The sequence below is a fragment of the Pseudomonas sp. Irchel s3b5 genome (assembly GCF_900187435.1).
Taxonomy (GTDB): Bacteria; Pseudomonadota; Gammaproteobacteria; order Pseudomonadales; family Pseudomonadaceae; genus Aquipseudomonas.
Window position 1 is genome coordinate 24,938 of sequence record NZ_FYDY01000023.1, and the last position, 20,075, is coordinate 45,012.

Sequence of the window (20,075 nt, forward strand, 5' to 3'; positions counted from 1 at the left end):
CGATGCAGGCGCCGCCGCCTGTAAGACGGGTATCCGACTAGAGACATCCCATGCTCTTGCTGTACAGTCGTTCAGCTTGCGATTGAAGCGTGAGCCCCAACGATTGAACCAAGGAGCATGTCGCCCATGAATCAGGAAGCCCGTTTTTCCCGCATGGAACCGGAGTTGCGTAAAGCGAACCTGATCGAGGCGACGCTGGTGTGCCTCAAGCGTCACGGCTTCCAGGGCGCGTCGATCCGCAAGATTTCCGCCGAGGCCGGGGTTTCGGTCGGGCTGATCAGCCATCACTACTCCGGCAAGGACGAACTGGTGGCCGAGGCCTACATGGCGATCACTGGGCGGGTCATGACGTTGTTGCGCGACGCCATGGAACAAGCTGCCCCCAATGCCCGGGAGCGTTTGTCGGCGTTTTTCCGTGGATCGTTTTCCGCCGAACTGCTCGACCCGCAACTGATCGATGCCTGGCTGGCCTTCTGGGGCGCGGTGAAAACCGCCGAGGCGATCAACCAGGCCCACGACCATTCCTACGGCGAATACCGCGGCATCCTGCGCAAGGTGCTGACGGAACTGGCCCAGGAAGAGGGCTGGGAACATTTCGATGCGGACCTCGCCGCCATCAGCCTCAGCGCGTTGCTTGACGGTTTGTGGCTGGAATCGGGGCTCAACCCCGGCACCTTCACTCCGGAGCAGGGCATCCAGATCTGCGAAGCCTGGGTCGACGGTTTGCAGGCCGGCGGCCGGCAGCGGTTTTGCGGACAGACGAGCAGCTGTTGATCGGCTGTTCAGCAATGGCTACTCTCTGGCGCCGTTGCGGTAATACACTCTAATAAGAAACACGCCTTCGGGCTCAAGCAGGACTTCAAGCGATGACTCCTCGGGTACTGATCGTCGATGACGATCCGCTGATTCGCGATTTGCTGCACGCTTACCTGTTCCAGGAAGGCTACGACGTGCATTGCGCTGCCACCGCCGAACTGGCGGAAACCTTCCTCGCCAGTCAAAGCGTCGACCTGGTGCTGCTCGACATCCGCCTGCCGGGCAAGGACGGCCTGACCCTGACCCGCGAGCTGCGGGTGCGTTCGGAAGTGGGGATCATCCTGATCACCGGTCGCAACGATGAAATCGACCGCATTGTCGGGCTCGAATGCGGCGCCGATGACTACGTGATCAAACCCCTCAATCCTCGGGAACTGGTGTCCCGGGCGAAAAACCTGATTCGCCGGGTGCGCCATGCGCAGACACCGCAACCGGTTGCCACCGTGGCCAAACCGGTCAAACAGTTCGCCGACTGGGCACTCGATACCGATCGCCGGCGCCTGATCGACGCGTCCGGCAGCGAAACATTGCTGACCCACGGCGAATACCAGTTACTCAGCGTGTTCCTGCGCAACAGCGGTCACACCCTCAGCCGTGACCAGTTGATGGACCAGATCCGCAACCGCGAATGGGTGCCCAACGACCGTTCCATCGACGTACTGGTCGGGCGCTTGCGCCGCAAGTTGCACGACGACCCTTCGGAACCTCACTTGATCATCACCATCCATGGCGCCGGATACCTGTTCACCGCCAGCGTGGCAGCCTGAATCATGGGGCGATGGCTGTACCTGTTGTTGGCGGTCGTCGCGGGTAATGCCCTGGCGAGTGAAAAGGTCCGCTATTGCGACTACCCGGTGTACCCGCCGGTTTCCTGGAGTGACGGCTCGCACGTACGTGGCCTGGCACCCAGCGTGGTGAAAAATCTGTTCGGCCAATTGGGATACGACGTCGAAGTCGTCGTGCTGGGAAACTGGAAGCGTTGCCTGCTCGACGTCGCCGAAGGCCGGGTGGATGTGGTCCTGGCCTACAGCACGGCGCAACGGGAACAAAGCATGCTGTTTTCCACGGTGCCGGTACTGCGTGAAGAAGTGGCGTTGTTCGTCAATCGGCAGCACCCGGTGAAGTTCGAAACCCTCGACGACCTCGCGCGTTACCGGGGTGGATTATTGTTCGGTGAAAGCTACGGCGTGGAGTTCGACCGCATGGTTGCCCGACACAACAACATCGAATGGGTCTCTGACAGCCGTCAGAACTTCGGCAAACTGATTCGCGGGCGCATCGACTTCATCACCCAGGAGCGCCGAACCGGCCAGCTCTACGTGGAAAACCTGCCCGGCGCCCAAGACATTGTCGCCTTGCCCAAAGCCTTGAGCGTGGACTATCTGCGCGTGGCCGTTTCGCGCCAATCGCCCTTGGCCAGCCGAATGCCGGACATCAATCAGCAGTTGCAGCGCATGGTCGACGCCGGTGATATCGAGCGCTGGCTGAATGAAAGTGAAGTGACCTACCGCGACATGATCAACCTGCCGGCGAACGCGCAATGATTCGCGCCCGGCCGGGTGGACTGCTGCGGCGCCTGTTGTTGTTCATTCTGTTGTTCAGCCTGTGTTTCACCGTGCTGGCCAGCAGCGTGCAGCTGTACATCGAGTATCGACGGGAAATGCGCGACATCGATTCGCGCATGGAGCTGATTCGCGCCGGGTACCTGGCCAGTCTGGAACGCAGTCTCTGGGACTTGAACCAAGAACAACTGAACGTGCAGTTGCGCGGCTTGGTGGACTTTTCCGACGTGGCGCGGGTGCACCTGAGCAGCCCGGATTTCGACCTGGTGCAAGGTAACCCGCAGCCCGTCGGGCCGTTGCGCATCGAGCGCTTTGCGTTGGACTACCAGCCACCGTCCGGGCCGCTGCGCAACCTTGGTGAACTGGAAGTCAGCACCGATCTGGGCGCGGTGTATCAACGCCTGTACGCCACCGGTTTGACCAATTTGTTGTGGGTGGCCGTGTTCTTGTGCGGTCTCGCCGTGGCGCTGTCCGGGTTGTTTTATCGGCTGGTCACCCGGCACCTGAAAGTCATGGCCGGGTTTGCCCGGCGAATCGCGGCCGGCGAATGGCAAGAACCCCTGCACCTGGACAAGCGTCGCGGCAATGATGAAATCGACACCGTGGCCCATGCCCTGGACGACATGCGGCGCTCGATCCTGCGGGACATCGAACGTCGGGAAACCGATCGCCTGGCCCTGCAGGACAACCGCGATGAGTTGCTGAAAAGGGTTGAGCGTCGCACCGCCAGCCTGATGCGCGCCAAGGACGAAGCCGAAGCGGCCAACCTCGCCAAATCGCGTTTTCTGGCAACCATGAGCCATGAACTGCGCACGCCGCTCAACGGCATTCTCGGCATGGCCGAGCTGTTGCGTTCGGCGCGTCTGGACGAGCAGGACGGTAAACGCCTCGATGCCTTGCACAAGGCCGGCGAAGGTTTGCTGACCATCCTCAATGAAGTGCTGTATTTCGCCAAGCTGGAGGAGGGTGTCAGTCATCCGGAACCGGTGGATTTCTCGCTTCGACAGCTTTTGGATGAAGTGCTGACGCTGCTGGAACCGCGCGCGTTGAGCAGCGACACCTTGTTGTTACACCGAATTGATCAGCGGGTCGCCGAGCATCATCACGGCGCCGAACAGTTTTTGCGGCAAGTGTTGAGCAACCTGTTGGCCAACGCGATCAAGTTCACTGAAGACGGCGAAGTCAGTGTCGAGGTGGCCTTGATCACTCAGACTCCCGAACAAACCGGGCAGCGGCTGCGCATCAGCGTCACCGACAACGGCATCGGTATCGCGCCCGCCATGCAGGCAAAGATTTTCGAGCGATTCACCCAGGCCAGCGAAGAAGTGGCCCAGCGCTTTGGCGGCACCGGGCTGGGGCTGGCGATCTGCAAACATTTGGTGGAGCAGATGGGCGGCATTATTGGCGTCGACAGCGAGGTCGGGCGCGGCAGCTGTTTCTGGTTCGAACTGACGTTGCAACCGGCCAGCGGTGTCGCACCGGTGGTGCCGGTTCGCGCCGTCGGGCCGGCGCTGAAGATTCTGGTGGTCGAGGATGTGGCGCTCAACCGCGAAGTGGTCGAGGGCCTGCTGCAACGGGACGGCCATCAGGTATGGCTGGCCGAAGACGCGGAACAGGCATTGATTGAGTGCGCCGCCCGGACGTTCGATCTGCTGTTGCTGGACGTGCATTTGCCGGGGATCAGCGGCGTCGAATTGTGCAAAAGGATTCGCCACAGTGAAGGGCCGAATCGCCACACGCGTATCTTCGCGTTGACGGCCAGCGTGCAACCGGCATTGGTGCGCGGCTATCTGGAGGCGGGCATGGACGGCATCCTGGCCAAACCGTTGAAGCTGGAAAACCTGCGTCAGGTATTGGAGGGGCAAGCGCCAGTCGCCAGCTCCGTATCGGACGACGAGACGATCGACTGGCCGTTGCTGCAAACCCATCGCGCCTTGCTCGGCGAGCAAAAAGTCCAGGGCCTGCTCGCGGTCCTGCGCAACGCGATCGTTCAGCACCGCGAGGCATTGGTTGATGCCATCGCGGCGGATGACTGCACAGAGGTAGGGCATCAGGCCCATCGCTTGGCGGGCAGCAGCGATTCATTGGGGTTTCGCGCCCTGGCCTCGGTGCTGCGAACACTGGAAGAAGCGGCGCTGACCAATGATCAATCCGCCATCGAGGCGTTGTCGCCCCATGTCCAGGGGCAAATGCAGCACGCACTGAAGACTCTGGACGACCTGTTACAACGCTGACGTACAAATTTGTTACGACTTTGTACAACTTCGATCTTTACGGTCAACGCGAACTTACATGGCTTTCCAATAATCGACGCAACCGCCGCAGCGCGGTCTTCGAAGCTTATTGGAGATAATAATAATGAATTGCCGTAAAGCTGATCCCTCCCTGCGCCGTGACGTTCCGTCGCGCGCTGCGCACCTCACTGACTGCTGAGGTGCCGACATGAACGAAAATACTGATCATAAAGGCATCCAACTGACCCGCGCCCTCAAGAGCCGGCACATCTTCATGTTGTCGTTGGGCGGCGTCATCGGCACCGGGCTGTTCATGGGCTCGGGCGTGACCATCAACCAGGGCGGTCCGGTCGGGGCGATTCTGGCTTATCTGGTCGCGGGTTTCCTGATGTACCTGGTGATGGTCTGCCTCGGCGAACTGTCGGTACAAATGCCGGTGTCCGGTTCTTTCCAGACCCACGCGACGAAATACATCGGGCCGGCCACCGGCTTCATGATCGGCTGGGTCTACTGGATGAGTTGGGCCACCACCGTGGGCCTGGAATTCACCGCTGCCGGCATGTTGATGACGCGTTGGTTCCCGGCGGTGCCGATCTGGTACTGGTCGGCGCTGTTCGTGGTGGTGCTGTTCGGCATCAATGCCATGGCGACCCGCGCCTTTGGTGAAGCCGAGTACTGGTTTTCGGGGATCAAGGTCGCGGCGATTCTCGGTTTCATCGTGGTCGGTGTGCTGGTGATCTTCGGCGTGATGCCCCTGAGCAGCGGCGCACCCGCGCCGATGGCGACCAACCTGATCGGCGATACGTTATTCCCCAACGGTTTGTCGGCCGTGTTCGCCGTGATGATGACCGTGGTCTATGCGTTCCAGGGTTGCGAGATCATGGGTGTGGCCGCCGGCGAAACCGATCAGCCTGAAAAAAGCATTCCCCGCGCCGTGCGCAACGTGGTGTTCCGCGTGCTGATCTTCTACGTGTTGGCGATCATCGTGCTGTCGGCCATCGTGCCGTGGCAGCAGGCGGGGCTGATGGAAAGTCCGTTCGTGCAGGTGTTCGACATGGTGGGCATTCCGTACGCGGCCGACCTGATGAACTTCGTGATCCTTACGGCGATTCTGTCGGTGGGCAACTCCGGCCTGTATGCCTCGACGCGGATTCTGTGGGCGATGTCGAAAACCGGCATGGCGCCAAAAAGCCTGTCGTCGCTGAGTAAGCGTGGCGTGCCATTGCGAGCGCTGAGCATCACCTTGTGCTTTGCGCTGGTGTCGTTGATGACCAGTTTTGTGGCTGCTGACACTTTGTTCATGGTGTTGATGGCGGTGAGCGGGATGTCGGGCACCGTGACCTGGATTGTCATCGCATTGGCCCAGTACAAATTCCGCAAGGCCTACCTGCGTGAGGGCGGCAAACTCAGCGACCTGAAATATCGTGCGCCGTGGTTCCCGGTGCTGCCGCTGATGTGCATCACGCTGTGCTGCTCGCTGTTCGTGTTCCTGGCACTGGATGAAACCCAACGGCCGTCGCTGTACTGGGGCTTTGGGTTTATTGCCCTGTGTTATGGCGCGTACTTCGTGCTTCACCGCAAGCGTCAGGGCGTGTTGGCCCCGAGCTTGCCGACTGCGTGATCCTTGTAGGAGCCGGCTTGCTGGCGATAGCAGCGTACCCATCAACAGCGATGTTGAATGTGATGCCGCCATCGCTAGCAAGCCGGCTCCTACAGTGTTTTGTGACATCCCCAGCTTCTATGCACACCGCAGATTCCCTGTAGGAGCGAGCCTGCTCGTGATGGTCGTCAACGATAACGCGGGCTGTCTGGTTTCCCACGGTGGTCTTACGTCCCTCGCGAGCATGCTCGCTCCTATAGGGGGTTGTGGGAGGGAAGGACCGCGTGTCACCAGTTGTTCGAAGTTGTAACGGCGCCTGCGCTCCATGCGCGCCAATTTTAAAATAATTCAATAAAACCAATGTGTTATAGATTTTTTGAGCCTGTTACAGCTCATCTCTTCACCGATTGCCGCCTTACTGAACACTCGTTTAGTATGGCCTCAAGTCGCATCACCTCAGACCAATCAAAATAATTCGAGGATCCCCATGACTACTCAATCGTCGCTGCTCAGCCAGGTCGAAGCAGGCGTTGCCTGGATCACCCTTAATCGAACTGCCCAGCGCAACGCGCTCGATATTCCGACCCTGAAAAACCTTCACGCGCTGCTCGATGGTTTCAACGCCGACCCGGCCGTTCGCGTAGTCGTGTTGACCGGCAGCGGCCGCAGCTTCTGCGCCGGCGCCGACCTTGATGAATGGGCCGACGCCGAAGCCCGTGGCGCGCTGGAAACCTACGGCTGGACCGAAACCGCCCACGCTCTGATGACCCGCCTGCACAGCCTGGAAAAACCGACCATCGCCGCCATCAACGGCACCGCCGTCGGCGCCGGGATGGACCTGACCCTGTGCTGCGACCTGCGCATCGCCGGGCAATCGGCACGCTTCAAGGCCGGCTACACCAGCATGGCGTACTCGCCAGACGCCGGTGCCAGTTGGCACCTGCCGCGTTTGATCGGCAGCGAACAGGCCAAGCGCCTGCTGTTCCTCGATGAATTGTGGGGCGCCGACCGTGCCTTGAATGCCGGACTGGTGAGCGAGGTCTGTGCCGACGATCAACTGCTGACGGTCACCAGCGAACTCGCCGCACGCCTGGCCAGCGGCCCGACCTTCGCCTTCGCCCAGACCAAAAAGCTCATGCGTGAAGGCGCCGAACGCAGCCTGCCGGAACAACTGCAAGCCGAGCTCGCCGCCGGCCTGCTCTGCGGTCGCAGCGAAGACGGCACCGAAGCCCTGCGCGCCGCCATGGAAAAACGCCCGGCACGCTTCATCGGCCGCTGACACGACCTGTAGGAGCTGGCTTGCCAGCGATCGCCTTCAGCCTCGCACACCATTCTTTGTGAACGAACAACAGGTAGCAGCATGAATTTCCAACTGACCCAAGAACAAGAAATGTTGGTGGACTCGGTACGCAGCTTCGTCGAGAAGGAACTGCTGCCTTACGAAGAAGAAGTCGACCGTGCCGACGAGGTTTCCCCGGAACTGGCTGCACAGATTCGCGGCAAGGCCATCGCCGCCGGTTTCTATGCCTTCAACATGCCCGAAGAAGTGGGCGGTGGCGGTCTGGACTACCTGTCCCAGGCGCTGATCGAACGTGAGCTGTCCAAAGTTTCCTGGGCGCTGCACGTGTTCGTTGCGCGGCCATCGAAGATCCTCATGGCCTGCACCGGCGACCAGATCAACGACTACCTGTTGCCGTGCATCCAGGGTGAAAAAATCGACTGTTTCGCGCTGACCGAACCGGGTGCCGGCTCCGACGCCAACGCGATCAAAACCCGCGCCGTGCGTGAGGGCGACGACTTCATCCTCAACGGCAGCAAGCACTTCATCAGCCATGCCGGTCACGCTGACTTCGCCATTGTCTTTGCGGTGACTGACACCTACGAACACAACGGCAAAAAGCGCAATGCCGTGACCTCGTTCCTGGTCGACCGCAACACCCCAGGCATGACCATTCGCCGTGGACCGAAGTGCGTGAGCAACCGTGGCTATCACACCTTCGAAATGTTCTTCGACGACTGCCGCGTGCCGGCCAGCAAAGTGCTGGGCGAAGTCGGCAAAGGTTGGGACGTGGCCAACGCTTGGTTGACCGCTGGACGGGTGATGGTCGCCGCCAACTGCGTCGGTCAGGCGCAACGTGCGTTGGACGTGTCGCTGCAATGGGCGGCGGATCGCAAGCAATTCGGCCAGCCGATTGGCACCTACCAAGGGGTGTCGTTCAAATTGGCCGACATGGCCACGCAAATCCGTGCCGCCGAACTGCTGACCCTGCACACCGCGTGGAAAATGGACCAAGGCACCATGACCGATGGCGAGGCCGGTATGGCCAAGCTGTTTGCCAGTGAAGTGCTGGGACGCGCCGCCGATGAAGCGGTGCAGATTTTTGGCGGCATGGGCCTGATGGATGAAGGTCCGGTGGAGCGCATCTGGCGCAACGCACGGATCGAACGGATCTGGGAAGGTACCTCGGAAATCCAGCGCCACATCATTTCCCGTGAATTGCTGCGTCCGCTGCTGCGCTGATTGGCCCGGAGAACTCCCATGTCGCAAACCATACGTGACAACCTCAAACGCATGCTCGCGCCGCAACACGTGGCGTTTGTCGGCGGCCGCAGCATGGCGCGCGCACTCAAGCGCTGTGCCGAGGGCGGCTACCAAGGGCAAATGTGGCTGGTCAATCCGCAGCACGACAACCTCGAAGGCGTGCCGTGCGTGCGCAGCATCGCGCAACTGCCGTGCGGGCCGGATGCGGTATTTATCGCCACCAACCGCGAACTGACGCTCACCTGCGTCGCCGAACTGGCCGCCATTGGTGCAGGCGGTGCGATCTGCTACGCCTCGGGTTTCGCCGAAACCGGCGCCGAGGGGCAGGCACTGCAACAAAAGCTGCTGGAAGCCGCCGGCGACATGGCCTTGCTCGGCCCCAACTGCTACGGCCTGCTCGACTACCTGCACAGTTCCGCGCTGTGGCCGGTGGCCCATGGCGGCAAAGCGGTGGAGAAGGGCGTCGCGGTGCTGACCCAGAGCGGCAATTTCGCCTACAACCTGTCCATGAGCGACCGCTCGCTGCCGGTGGCCTACATGGCGTCGGTTGGCAATCAGGCGCAACTGGGCGTGGCCGAATTGATGGACGTGTTGCTCGACGAACCGCGCGTCACCGCCATCGGCCTGCATCTGGAAGGTCTGAAGAACGTGCCGGGTTTTGCCCGCGCCGCGCACAAGGCCCTGGAGAAGGGCATCCCGATCATCGCGCTGAAAACCGGCGTGTCGCAGATCGGTGCCGAACTGGCCCTGAGTCACACCAGCTCCTTGTCCGGCTCCGATGCGCTGTACGACGCACTGTTCGACCGTCTCGGCGTGATCCGTGTCAGCGGCCCGGTGAGTTTTGTCGAAACCCTGAAAGCGGCGGCGTGCGGCAACTTGCCGGCGGGCAATCGCCTGATCGCGCTGGCCTGTTCCGGTGGCGATGCGGGACTGATCGCAGATTACGCCGAACGCAATGAGCTGGACCTGCCGAAACTCGACAACGGCCAGGTCGGCGAACTCGCACAAGTGCTGCCGACCTACGCCAACCTGGTCAACCCGCTGGATTTCACCACGGCGATCTGGGGCGATGGCGAAGCCTTGAACCGCATGCTCGACAGCGCCCTGCGTACCGAAGCGGACGCCGCAATGCTGGTGCTCGACTACCCGTCCGAGTTCACCGGCGAGCGCAAGGAATGCGACCTGCTGCTGGAGCTTTACTGCGCGGCACTGCAACGCCACGGCAAGACCGGTTTTGTCACCTCGGCCTTCCCTGAATTGCTGCCGGTCCATGCCCGTGAGCGCCTGCATGCGCAAGGTGTGGCGGCGTTGCAAGGTGTTGAAGACGGCTTGGCAGCATGGGGTCGCATCGCGGGCTATCAGCGTAATCGTCAGGCGTTACTGGCCTTGGGCGAATCGACGTTGGTGCCGCTGTGCCCGCAAGCGCTGCACGGCGAAGGGCAATTGCTCAATGAATGGGATTCCAAACAGGCGTTAAAAGCCTTTGGCCTGCCAACGCCCAACGGCGTTCTGAGCTCGGTACTTAACGCGCCCAAAGACGCCGAATCGCTGGGCTATCCGCTGGTGTTGAAAGCGGTCAGCGCCCAATTGCCACACAAGACCGAGGCCGGTGCCGTGGCGCTGAACCTCAAGGACGGCGCCGCAATAAGCGCTGCGCTTGAAAAAATGACGGCCAGCATTGCCGCATACGCGCCGGGCATGCCGTTCGATCAAGTGTTGCTGGAACCGATGGCCAAGCCGCCACTGGCTGAACTGATCGTCGGCATCAAACGCGAAGACGATTTTGGCCTGGCGTTGGTGATTGGCGCAGGCGGCATTCTGGTGGAACTGCTCAAGGACAGTCGCAGCCTGTTGCTGCCGACCACCGACGGCGCGATCCGCAATGCCGTGCTCAGCCTGCGCAGTGCGCCGTTGCTGCAAGGTTTCCGGGGTCGCGAATCTGCTGACCTGGACGCCTTGGTGATCGCCATCCGCGCAGTCGCCGACTACGCCTGCGAAAACGCCGCGCACCTGCTGGAACTCGATGTGAACCCATTGTTGGTCGGTGCCCAGGGCACGACTGCGGTCGACGCGTTGATTCGCCTCGGCCATGCGTGAGGACATGAATATGCAAAGCAAAACCTTGACCGGTGGCCAGGCGTTGGTGCGTCTGCTGGCCAATTACGGCGTCGATACCGTGTTCGGTATTCCCGGCGTGCACACCCTGGAGCTGTACCGCGGCTTACCCGGCAGCGGCATTCGCCACGTGCTGACCCGCCATGAACAGGGCGCCAGCTTCATGGCCGACGGCTATGCGCGGGTCAGCGGCAAGCCCGGCGTGTGCTTCATCATCACCGGCCCCGGCGTGACCAACGCCGCCACCGGCATTGGCCAGGCCTATGCCGATTCGATTCCGATGCTGGTGATTTCCAGCGTCAACCACAGCGCCAGCCTGGGCAAGGGCTGGGGCAGCCTGCACGAGTGTCAGGACCAGCGTGCGATGACCGCGCCGATCACCGCGTTCTCTGCCGTGGCGTTGACCGCTGAAGACCTGCCGGAACTGATCGCCCGTGCTTACGCGGTGTTCGACAGCGAGCGTCCGCGCCCGGTGCACATCTCGGTGCCGCTGGACGTATTGTCGGCGCCGATTGCCCGTGACTGGAGCCATGAAGTGGTGCGTCGTCCGGGTCGCGGCCCGGCTTCTTCCACGGCACTGGATCAAGCCGTGGCCAAACTCAACGCTGCCAAACGCCCGATGATCATCGCCGGTGGTGGTGCGCTGAATGCGACTTCTGAACTGCAAGAAATCAGCACCCGTCTCGCCGCGCCACTGTTCACCAGTGTCGCCGGCAAAGGCCTGATGTCACCGGATGCGCCGTTGAGCGCCGGTTCATCACTGTGCGTAGAACCCGGCTGGAACCTGATCGCCGAGGCCGATGTGGTGCTGGCGGTCGGCACCGAAATGGCCGACACCGATTACTGGCGCGAACGCCTGCCACTGAACGCCGAACTGCTGCGCGTCGACATCGACCCGCGCAAGTTCAATGACTTCTACCCGTGTGCGGTTGCCTTGCACGGCGACGCACAACAAACCCTCAGTGGTCTGCTTGAGCGTCTGCCGTCCGAGGTACGCGATGCCAGCGCTGCGATAGCCTCGGTCGCCGCTCTGCGTGAAGCGGTCAAGGCCAGCCATGGCCCGTTGCAGTCGATCCATCAATCGATTCTCGACCGTATCGCTGCCGAGCTGCCGGATAACGCGTTCATCAGCACCGACATGACCCAACTGGCCTACACCGGCAACTACGCCTTCGACAGCCTGGCCATCCGCAGCTGGTTGCACCCGACCGGCTACGGCACGTTGGGTTACGGCCTGCCGGCAGGCATCGGCGCCAAGTTTGGCGCACCGCAACGGCCGGGTCTGGTGCTGGTGGGCGACGGTGGTTTCCTCTACACCGCCCAGGAACTGGCCACGGCTGTCGAGGAGCTGGACAGCCCGCTGGTGGTGCTGCTGTGGAACAACGACGCGCTGGGGCAAATCCGCGACGACATGATCGGCCTGGATATCGAGCCCATTGGCGTACTGCCGCGCAACCCGGACTTTGCTGCCCTCGGCCGCGCTTTCGGTTGCACCGTGACCCAGCCACAAAGCCTCGCCGAGTTGCAAACCGACTTGCGCCACGGCTTCAAACGCAACGGCGTGACGCTGATTGAACTCAAGCATGCCTGTGCGCATTGATCTGCATTTCAAGGGGATGAAGCCATGCGCTTTTCCGATCTGACTCAACGAATCGCCGGTGACGGCGCCGCCGCGTGGGAGATTCACTACCGCGCCCTGGCGCTGCGTGAGCAAGGCGAAGACATTCTGCTGTTGTCCGTGGGCGATCCGGATTTCGACACGCCGCAGCCGATCGTGCAGGGCGCTATCGACAGCCTGCTGAATGGCAACACCCATTACGCCGAGGTGCGCGGCAAGCGCGCCCTGCGTGAAGCCATCGCCAAACGTCACCAGCAACGCAGCGGCCAAACCGTCTCGGCCGATCAGGTCACCGTGCTGGCCGGGGCGCAGTGCGCGCTGTTCAGCGTGGCCCAATGCGTGCTGAACCCGGGCGACGAAGTGATCGTCGCCGAGCCGATGTACGTCACCTACGAAGCGGTGTTCGGTGCTTGCGGCGCGGTGGTGGTGCCGGTGCCGGTGCGTTCGGAAAACGGTTTTCGCGTGCTGCCCGAGGACGTCGCGGCGCGCATCACGCCACGGACCCGGGCGCTGGCCTTGAACAGCCCGCACAACCCGTCCGGCGCGAGCCTGCCGCGCAGCACGTGGCAATCCTTGGCCGAGCTGTGCATCGCCCACGACCTGTGGCTGATTTCCGATGAGGTCTACAGCGAACTGCTGTTTGAAGGCGAGCACATCAGCCCGGCGAGCCTGCCGGGTATGGCCGAGCGCACAGCGACCCTCAACAGCCTGTCGAAATCCCACGCCATGACCGGCTGGCGCGTCGGTTGGGTGGTGGCGCCGCCATCCCTGGCCGCGCATCTGGAAAACCTCGCGCTGTGCATGCTGTACGGCTCGCCGGATTTCATTCAGGACGCCGCCGTCATTGCGCTGGAAAACGACCTGCCGGAACTGAACACCATGCGCGAAGCCTATCGCCAGCGCCGCGATCTGGTGTGCGACAGCCTGGCCGATTGCCCAGGCTTACGCGCCCTGAAACCCGATGGCGGAATGTTCGTGATGGTCGATATCCGCGAAACCGGGCTCAGTGCCCAAGCGTTTGCCGACCGCTTGCTGGATCGTCACGGCGTGTCGGTCCTGGCGGGCGAAGCCTTCGGGCCGAGCGCGGCGGGGCATATACGCCTTGGCCTGGTGGTCGGCGCCGAACCGCTGCGCGATGCCTGCCAGCGTATTGCCCGTTGTGCTGAAGAACTGATGGAGGCGTTGGTCGATGCTTGATCACAAGGCACTGTTTATTAATGGCCGCTGGCAAAAACCGTCGGGGCAGGGTGTCGCCGAGGTGATCAACCCGGCCACCGAAGAAGTCTGCGGCAGTGTTCCGCTGGGGGACGAACTCGACGTCGAAAACGCCGTGGCGGCTGCACGTCGGGCGTTCGATTCATGGTCACGCACGCCGTCCAGCGAGCGGGCCGGCTACATCCGCGCTCTGGCCGATCAACTGCGCAAGCGCGCCGATGAGATGGCCGCAGTCATCACCACGGAACTGGGCATGCCGGTGCAATGGTGCCGCTCGGTGCAGGTCGACGGACCGATCGCTGGCCTTGAGCAATACGTCGAACTCGCCGGGTTGATGGACGAAGTGCGCGAAGTCGGTAACTCGCTGGTGATCCGCGAAGCGGTCGGTGTCTGCGCATTCATCAATCCGTGGAATTACCCGCTGCATCAGTTGATCGGCAAACTCGCGCCAGCACTCGCCGCCGGTTGCACGGTGGTGGTCAAGCCGAGCCAGGAAACGCCCCTGCACGCGTTCCTGCTGGCACAGATGATCGAAGACATCGGCCTGCCGGCCGGGGTTTTCAACCTGGTGAGCGGGCCGGGTTCGAAAGTCGGTGAAGCCTTGGCCAAACACCCGGACGTGGACATGGTGTCGTTTACCGGTTCGACCGGCGCAGGCGTGCGGGTTGCGCAAGCGGCGGCGCCTTCGGTCAAGCGTGTGTGCCTGGAACTGGGTGGCAAGTCGGCGCTGCTGATTGCCGAGGATGCGGACCTGGCTGCCGCTGTGCGCTACGGCGTGCAGGACGTGATGATCAACTCCGGCCAGACCTGCACGGCGTTGACCCGCATGCTGTTGCCGGCCAGTCGTTATGCCGAAGCCGTGGAACTGGCACTCGAAGAAACCCTCCGCTTGCGCATGGGCGATCCCCTCGACCCACACAGCTTTCTCGGGCCGATGTGCTCGGCCGGGCAAAAACGCACGGTGCTTGACTACATCAAGGTCGGCCAGGAGGAAGGTGCGCGGCTGCTGTGTGGCGGTGATGCCGCGCCTGCATTCGAGCGCGGCTTCTATGTCAGCCCGACGCTGTTCGCCGACGTCGACAACCGCATGCGCATCGCCCAGGAAGAAATCTTCGGCCCGGTGCTGTGCCTGATTCCCTACAACGATGAGGCGCAAGCGGTCCAGATCGCCAACGACTCACCGTTCGGCTTGTCCAGCGGTGTCTGGGCCGGCAGCCCTGAGCGCGCCTTGCAACTGGGGCGTCAGCTGCGCGCCGGTCAGTGTTTCCTCAATGGTGCGGCGTTCAATTATCACGCGCCGTTCGGTGGCTACAAACAGTCGGGTAACGGGCGAGAATGGGGCGAGGAGGGGCTGAACGAGTTCGTCGAAGTGAAGGCGATTCAGGTGTGACGGTTGTCGATTCAAACCGTTCATTACCCACGATATCGCTACTCCACACCTTCAACCGATACGCTGGAACAATGCTAAGGAACCCCCATGAAAGTACTGATCGTCCACGCCCATCCGGAGCCGCAATCTTTCACCGCAGCCTTGCGTGACCAGGCCGTCGCCACCCTCGAAGCCCAGGGCCACGAAGTGCAGGTCAGCGACCTGTACAAAATGAACTGGAACCCGGTGGCCAGCGACGCCGACTTCTCCAACCGGGAAAATCCGGAATACCTGGTCTATGCCCTGGAACAACGCCTGGGCGTGAAAAGCCAGTCGCTCGCGGCAGACATCCAGGCCGAACTCGACAAACTGCTGTGGGCCGACCTGCTGATCCTCAACTTCCCGATCTTCTGGTTCTCCGCCCCGGCCATGCTCAAGGGCTGGATCGATCGGGTGCTGGTGTCGGGCATTTGCTACGGCGGCAAGCGCTTTTACGATCAGGGCGGGTTGGCGGGGAAGAAGGCGCTGGTGACCGTCACGTTGGGCGGGCGTGAGCATATGTTCGGCGAAGGCGCGATTCATGGGCCGCTGGAGGATATGTTGCGGCCGATTTTGCGTGGGACGCTGGCTTATGTGGGGTTTGAGGTGCTGCAACCGTTTGTGGCTTGGCATGTGCCGTATATCAGTGAAGACGCGCGGCAGCAGTTTTTGGTTGAGTATGGGCAACGGTTGCAGCATTTGAGTGATGAGCAGGTGTTGGTGTTTCCGAAGTTGGCGGAGTTTGATGAACAGTTGTATCCCCTGTGAAGGTTTGATTTTTATTGACCTGGTCTTGCAAAGCTAAAGGGCGAGCTTGCTCGCTCGACTCACCGGCTCGCTACGCAGCGGAAAACGGGCTGCGGCGATCATGAGCTTGATTCAGTCTGCGCGGCTGAATGGTCATGACCCGTATGCTTATCTAAAGGATGTTCTCACGCGCTTGCCGACACAGCGGGCGAGTGAAATAGAGCAGTTGCTTCCGCATAAGTGGCAGCCGGGTTAATTACGCAAAGCGTGATGCCCGGACGCATACGTTGAAGTGCTCGTCTCTAATTCGAACCATCGCTTCGTAGTAACCAGCACGATCAGTGTCAATGAATGTAAGAAGTTCCTTTTTATATACTTTGGCCGTGTTTTGGGATGGACGGTCAATTAACGGCAACCTTGGGTCGAATATCCCATCGACCATGTCTTCTAGTTTTTCGATAGAGAACTCCAGTCCGGAGCTATCAAACTCACTCTGGTTTGCCTTTATGCTATTTAGTAATTTTAGTCGATCATTTTGTTCTGGTCTGATTCCCAATAATTTATAATCCATATCAGCTTTCGTTTGTGCAATTTTAATTTCGCTAAGATATCTGGAGTTTTTTGAGAAGATATTGTCCATTACGCGCGACAGAGTTGCTATTTGTGTTCGGGCGCTTACAGATTGTTTTCCTGTTATATTTGAATTTAAAGTCATCTTTTCCCAGCCTATGAAGATCGTTCTCGTGCGCTGTACTGCCCTTGCTCCTGCTCTATATTTCCAGAATATAAATTTTGCCACTGAGGATATGCGAAGATGCCCATTGGGATCAAAGAAGTTGACGGGGTCACCTAAGCAGTAAGCATACGAATTAAATCCTCCCTTCCCAAACGGGCTCCAACTATCCGGGCTATTAAACCGCATCAAAACCGGATTAAACGCCCGATACCCATTCCCCAACAAATAACACCCCGTCACCGGATCCCATCGTTCACCGTTGAAGCCCAGCAAACTGGTCAAACCGCTTTCAGCAGGATGATGTCCGTAGGGGGAATAGGCGATGGGTTGGCGTGGAGGGTTGGGTTTGATTGTTTGCAAGACCGAGCGTTGCATGTCTGTAGCTAGTAGCGTGGTGTCGAGCGCATCGCCTTGACGCTGTTGTTGCGCCAGCAACTGGTCGCCGGCCTGGACGATGGAGCGGCCAGTTGCCCCTTGTATTTCCGTCGCCAGGCGGCTTTTGCAGTAGAAGCGTTGGTGGACAGGCGTCCCTGACTGCATCTGTCCGATGAGGCGGTCTAATGGGTCATATCGATACTGGCAGAGCAAGGTGTTCGGTGAGGTAGGCATCGGTTGTGTTCCTGTCTTCCAATGTCTGGCGGTGCTTCAGTATCGGCCCGATTGTTAGGGGTGGGTACTAGCAGAACTGGTAGGTGGATCGTTTTAAGTTTTCGCGTATTGAGGCGCTGTAAACCCGTATTTCTGTATAGACGCCTGATCGACGGAGCGGAAGGTGAGCGGCAGTGAACTACACTTAATGGTTGTTTCACTTGATCGGCATGGCGACGCGTGTGGTCGCTTGCCGTTTGCCATTGAACCCAAGGCTTGCCCTGTGCGGCAGCCCTGTCGGAGCTCATCATGAAAAGGTTTTCACCGGTTAGCCTGTGCGTCGTATTGTCGATTTTGAGTGCCCCGGTATGGGCCCAGACGGTTGTGCCGTTGAAGGGGCAGAGTTCGCAGCAAACACAGACGGACATGACCGAATGCCAGAACATCGCCAACAGTCAGAGCGCCTCGACGACTTCTTCGTCGTCCGGTGGGCGGGCCAAGGGCGCGGCGGCGGGGGCGGCGGCAGGTGCCGTGGCATCGGGCGTGCGCAGCAATCAGCACGAGGAGTTTGATGATCGTGTGGACAGTGATGTGAAACAGGAAGTGCGCCAGGACCGGGCCAAGGAGACTGCGGCGGCCGGCATGGTTGTCGGTGGTTCGCGTCAACGTCAGGATCGCCGCGAAGAGGAGAAAACCTCGGCGGCCAATACCACGACGGCCTACAACAGTTGTCTGCAGGGCAAGGGGTATCAGATCAATCCTTGAGCTGACATTCACCCAACCCTCCTGTAGGAGCGAGCCTGCTCGCGATGGCGGTGGCACATGCAGTATTTATGTGTCTGACAGACCGCTATCGCGAGCAAGCTTGCTCCTACAGGTTTTTGTGTTTGCAGCTTTATATCGAGGACGGTCACCAACATCCCCTGTAGGAGCGAGCCTGCTCGCGATGGCGGCGGCACATTCAGTATTTATGTGTCTGATAGATCGCTATCGCGAGCAAGCTTGCTCCTACAGGTTTTTGTGTTTGCAGCTTTATATCGAGGACGGTCACCAACATCCCCTGTAGGAGCGAGCCTGCTCGCGATGGCGGTGGCACATTCAGTATTTATGTGTCTGACAGACCGCTATCGCGAGCAAGCTTGCTCCTACAGGTTTTTGTGTTTGCAGCTTTATATCGAGGACGGTCACCAACATCCCCTGTAGGAACGAGCCTGCTCGCGATGGCGGTGGCACATGCAGTATTTATGTGTCTGATAGACCGCTATCGCGAGCAAGCTTGCTCCTACAGGTATATGTGATTGCAGGTTTGTTTAAGGGGGGTAGGGCGTTACTTCTCGCAAGCTACAGCAGCTTGCGTAGTTGCCTACAGCTACGCCAGAATCCGCCGGCTTGTGCGCCTTGGCGCCGGGTTTTATCGTTTGCCGGTCGCTGAAAAAACAGCAGCGATCGGGTTTGGTAGCCCGTCCCATATGGCGTATAGCGTCACCTAATGCAGCCGCTTTTCGGGGCTCTGTTTTATGGTGGCCATGCGCAGGGCGCCCTCGGGTGCGCCGGTTTTCCATGTGGCCGGTCTACCAACCTTCGTATGGCCACCACCTTACGTTTGGTAGCGAGGGTGAGGGCTCCGATAATCACATATGGAATTCCAACTATGTTCAAAGTCACCCCCAACCCCCCAGACACCGACCCCGCATCCCCCAACGAAACCACCAACAACACACTCGACTTGGGCGCCAGCATCATGGCCATCCCGCGTACGCTCAACTCCATGTTCATCGTCGACCCAACGCTTGATATCGAAACCCTGCTGGCCCATGCCTGCGAGTCGCTGGCGTCGGCCAATGTCATGACCATGGATCTGGCGGACCAGATCGACGGGCCCAGGCGCAACGCGCTGCTGGGCATCGCACAAGTGATCATGCTGGGAGAGTTGGCGGTGAACCGGGCGCTGGATCAGCTCGAACCGCCGGAGCGGCCCTGACAGCATTCGGCCGGGTTTGCGCCCGGCTGCGACGCTTTTGGTGATGACCTTATCGTTCATCGCATACGCGACGGGGCCGGGTTTGCTGGGGCAAGAGGGTTCCGGTGGGTACGCCGGTGATGTAAAAGTCAACGTTGGTTTGATCGACCACGACGGTCACGGTGCCGGTGAGGCTCGTCGCGATCAACAGTGCCGCATTGCCAACCTCCAGTAGAGGATCAATTGCGTGATGGCGTTATTGGGTATAGCGCATTAATGCAGCCCGGCGAGCCGATTAAATGCAGCCGCAAAAAATGGAGATGTGTTGAATGAAGTCATTTCGCGTTCGCGAGCTCAAACGTACCGATGTTGAGGCGCTGCTGGCGTTCGAAACGCATAACCGCGCATGGTTCGAATCGCATATCGATGCGCGCGACCTCGATTTTTACTCCGAGCAGGGTGTCGCCGAGCATATCGAAGGCTATTTGTCCGGGTTTGCAGTGGGCGCCTGGCACCCATTCGTTATCGAAGACGCCAACGAGCGGATAGTGGGCCGCGCCAATCTGAAGTGCATAAACGCACTGACGGGCCGCGCGGAAGTCGGTTATCGGATCGATCAGGGCGCATGCGGGCAGGGGCTTGCCACCCTGGCGCTTCGATATTTGATCCAGGAGGCCAAGGTACGCTGGCAACTAACGCAGCTGGTGGCTTACGTGTTTGAGGAAAATGTCGGCTCCAGAAAAGTGCTTGATCGATGCGGCTTCCTGCTTGAGCAACCTGCTTGTACCGACAAAACAGCGGGCGAGTGTCGATTCGTTCTGTCGATCTAAACGAAAGTGCTTCACCAAAGCTCAATCGATTGCCGTCAAATCCGGGACAACATTGCTAAAGACCGCAAAGCAGACTTGAATTACCAGACTGTTGAATTGCCAAG

The 20,075-nt window shown here is 60.3% G+C and carries 17 protein-coding genes and 1 pseudogene; 17 read left to right on the top strand and 1 reads right to left on the bottom strand.

Going from position 1 to position 20,075, the window contains the following annotated elements; all coding sequences use genetic code 11:
* The first annotated feature begins 126 nt into the window (after positions 1-126).
* The 13 genes and pseudogenes from CKW15_RS20930 to CKW15_RS20990 all read left to right on the top strand — a co-directional run.
* Complete coding sequence (locus tag CKW15_RS20930; RefSeq protein WP_095060068.1) at positions 127-774, top strand: TetR family transcriptional regulator C-terminal domain-containing protein; 648 nt, start codon at positions 127-129, stop codon at positions 772-774.
* A gap of 92 nt (positions 775-866) precedes the next feature.
* Positions 867-1,583, top strand: coding sequence for a response regulator (locus CKW15_RS20935; protein ID WP_095060066.1), 717 nt, complete (start codon positions 867-869; stop codon positions 1,581-1,583).
* A gap of 3 nt (positions 1,584-1,586) precedes the next feature.
* Positions 1,587-2,360 (top strand): ABC transporter substrate-binding protein, encoded by a 774-nt coding sequence (locus CKW15_RS20940; RefSeq protein ID WP_095152637.1) that lies wholly within the window; start codon positions 1,587-1,589, stop codon positions 2,358-2,360.
* Positions 2,357-4,612, top strand: coding sequence for an ATP-binding protein (locus CKW15_RS20945; protein WP_095152638.1), 2,256 nt, complete (start codon positions 2,357-2,359; stop codon positions 4,610-4,612). Before CKW15_RS20940 ends, CKW15_RS20945 begins: the two co-directional genes overlap by 4 nt.
* Before the next feature lie 208 nt (positions 4,613-4,820).
* Complete coding sequence (locus CKW15_RS20950) at positions 4,821-6,233, top strand: amino acid permease (protein ID WP_095060060.1); 1,413 nt, start codon at positions 4,821-4,823, stop codon at positions 6,231-6,233.
* Between the two features lie 466 nt (positions 6,234-6,699).
* Positions 6,700-7,491 (top strand): enoyl-CoA hydratase/isomerase family protein, encoded by a 792-nt coding sequence (locus CKW15_RS20955; RefSeq protein ID WP_095060406.1) that lies wholly within the window; start codon positions 6,700-6,702, stop codon positions 7,489-7,491.
* 81 nt (positions 7,492-7,572) lie between these two features.
* Positions 7,573-8,733, top strand: a complete 1,161-nt coding sequence (locus CKW15_RS20960) for an acyl-CoA dehydrogenase family protein (protein ID WP_095060408.1) — start codon at positions 7,573-7,575, stop codon at positions 8,731-8,733.
* A gap of 18 nt (positions 8,734-8,751) precedes the next feature.
* Positions 8,752-10,851, top strand: coding sequence for an acetate--CoA ligase family protein (locus CKW15_RS20965; protein WP_095060410.1), 2,100 nt, complete (start codon positions 8,752-8,754; stop codon positions 10,849-10,851).
* A gap of 10 nt (positions 10,852-10,861) precedes the next feature.
* Positions 10,862-12,469, top strand: coding sequence for a 5-guanidino-2-oxopentanoate decarboxylase (locus tag CKW15_RS20970; RefSeq protein ID WP_095060412.1), 1,608 nt, complete (start codon positions 10,862-10,864; stop codon positions 12,467-12,469).
* A 24-nt stretch (positions 12,470-12,493) separates the two neighbouring features.
* Positions 12,494-13,684, top strand: a complete 1,191-nt coding sequence (locus CKW15_RS20975; RefSeq protein ID WP_095060414.1) for a pyridoxal phosphate-dependent aminotransferase — start codon at positions 12,494-12,496, stop codon at positions 13,682-13,684.
* Positions 13,677-15,092 (top strand): aldehyde dehydrogenase family protein, encoded by a 1,416-nt coding sequence (locus CKW15_RS20980; protein ID WP_095060416.1) that lies wholly within the window; start codon positions 13,677-13,679, stop codon positions 15,090-15,092. Before CKW15_RS20975 ends, CKW15_RS20980 begins: the two co-directional genes overlap by 8 nt.
* 87 nt (positions 15,093-15,179) lie before the next feature.
* Positions 15,180-15,878: an NAD(P)H-dependent oxidoreductase gene (locus CKW15_RS20985; protein WP_095060418.1), complete on the top strand. Its 699-nt coding sequence runs from the start codon at positions 15,180-15,182 to the stop codon at positions 15,876-15,878.
* Between the two features lie 64 nt (positions 15,879-15,942).
* A pseudogene (locus CKW15_RS20990) lies at positions 15,943-16,113 on the top strand (transposase domain-containing protein); the annotation flags it as partial.
* Here CKW15_RS20990 and CKW15_RS20995 read toward each other — a convergent pair.
* On the bottom strand, positions 16,114-17,202 hold the full coding sequence (locus CKW15_RS20995; RefSeq protein ID WP_095152639.1) for an RHS repeat-associated core domain-containing protein: 1,089 nt from the start codon (positions 17,200-17,202) through the stop codon (positions 16,114-16,116).
* A 288-nt stretch (positions 17,203-17,490) separates the two neighbouring features.
* On the opposite strand from CKW15_RS20995, the gene CKW15_RS21000 reads away from it, so the two are divergent.
* The 4 genes from CKW15_RS21000 to CKW15_RS21010 all read left to right on the top strand — a co-directional run bounded on the left by CKW15_RS21000 (position 17,491) and on the right by CKW15_RS21010 (position 19,971).
* Positions 17,491-17,946, top strand: a complete 456-nt coding sequence (locus tag CKW15_RS21000) for a YMGG-like glycine zipper-containing protein (RefSeq protein WP_095060422.1) — start codon at positions 17,491-17,493, stop codon at positions 17,944-17,946.
* A gap of 886 nt (positions 17,947-18,832) precedes the next feature.
* Positions 18,833-19,162: a DUF6124 family protein gene (locus CKW15_RS21005; RefSeq protein ID WP_095060423.1), complete on the top strand. Its 330-nt coding sequence runs from the start codon at positions 18,833-18,835 to the stop codon at positions 19,160-19,162.
* Between the two features lie 43 nt (positions 19,163-19,205).
* On the top strand, positions 19,206-19,376 hold the full coding sequence (locus tag CKW15_RS28395) for a hypothetical protein (RefSeq protein ID WP_159953411.1): 171 nt from the start codon (positions 19,206-19,208) through the stop codon (positions 19,374-19,376).
* Positions 19,377-19,470: 94 nt separating this feature from the next.
* Positions 19,471-19,971 carry a GNAT family N-acetyltransferase gene (locus CKW15_RS21010; RefSeq protein ID WP_095060425.1) on the top strand — a complete coding sequence of 167 codons (501 nt, stop codon included), beginning with the start codon at positions 19,471-19,473 and terminating at the stop codon, positions 19,969-19,971.
* The last annotated feature ends 104 nt before the right edge of the window (positions 19,972-20,075 follow it).

Bases quoted from the DNA above. Each gene is read 5' to 3' on its own strand.
- CKW15_RS20930 (WP_095060068.1), top strand. From the start codon at position 127: ATGAATCAGGAAGCCCGTTTTTCCCGCATGGAACCGGAGTTGCGTAAA.
- CKW15_RS20935 (WP_095060066.1), top strand. From the start codon at position 867: ATGACTCCTCGGGTACTGATCGTCGATGACGATCCGCTGATTCGCGAT.
- CKW15_RS20940 (WP_095152637.1), top strand. From the start codon at position 1,587: ATGGGGCGATGGCTGTACCTGTTGTTGGCGGTCGTCGCGGGTAATGCC.
- CKW15_RS20945 (WP_095152638.1), top strand. From the start codon at position 2,357: ATGATTCGCGCCCGGCCGGGTGGACTGCTGCGGCGCCTGTTGTTGTTC.
- CKW15_RS20950 (WP_095060060.1), top strand. From the start codon at position 4,821: ATGAACGAAAATACTGATCATAAAGGCATCCAACTGACCCGCGCCCTC.
- CKW15_RS20955 (WP_095060406.1), top strand. From the start codon at position 6,700: ATGACTACTCAATCGTCGCTGCTCAGCCAGGTCGAAGCAGGCGTTGCC.
- CKW15_RS20960 (WP_095060408.1), top strand. From the start codon at position 7,573: ATGAATTTCCAACTGACCCAAGAACAAGAAATGTTGGTGGACTCGGTA.
- CKW15_RS20965 (WP_095060410.1), top strand. From the start codon at position 8,752: ATGTCGCAAACCATACGTGACAACCTCAAACGCATGCTCGCGCCGCAA.
- CKW15_RS20970 (WP_095060412.1), top strand. From the start codon at position 10,862: ATGCAAAGCAAAACCTTGACCGGTGGCCAGGCGTTGGTGCGTCTGCTG.
- CKW15_RS20975 (WP_095060414.1), top strand. From the start codon at position 12,494: ATGCGCTTTTCCGATCTGACTCAACGAATCGCCGGTGACGGCGCCGCC.
- CKW15_RS20980 (WP_095060416.1), top strand. From the start codon at position 13,677: ATGCTTGATCACAAGGCACTGTTTATTAATGGCCGCTGGCAAAAACCG.
- CKW15_RS20985 (WP_095060418.1), top strand. From the start codon at position 15,180: ATGAAAGTACTGATCGTCCACGCCCATCCGGAGCCGCAATCTTTCACC.
- CKW15_RS20995 (WP_095152639.1), bottom strand. From the start codon at position 17,202: ATGCCTACCTCACCGAACACCTTGCTCTGCCAGTATCGATATGACCCA.
- CKW15_RS21000 (WP_095060422.1), top strand. From the start codon at position 17,491: ATGAAAAGGTTTTCACCGGTTAGCCTGTGCGTCGTATTGTCGATTTTG.
- CKW15_RS21005 (WP_095060423.1), top strand. From the start codon at position 18,833: ATGTTCAAAGTCACCCCCAACCCCCCAGACACCGACCCCGCATCCCCC.
- CKW15_RS28395 (WP_159953411.1), top strand. From the start codon at position 19,206: ATGACCTTATCGTTCATCGCATACGCGACGGGGCCGGGTTTGCTGGGG.
- CKW15_RS21010 (WP_095060425.1), top strand. From the start codon at position 19,471: ATGAAGTCATTTCGCGTTCGCGAGCTCAAACGTACCGATGTTGAGGCG.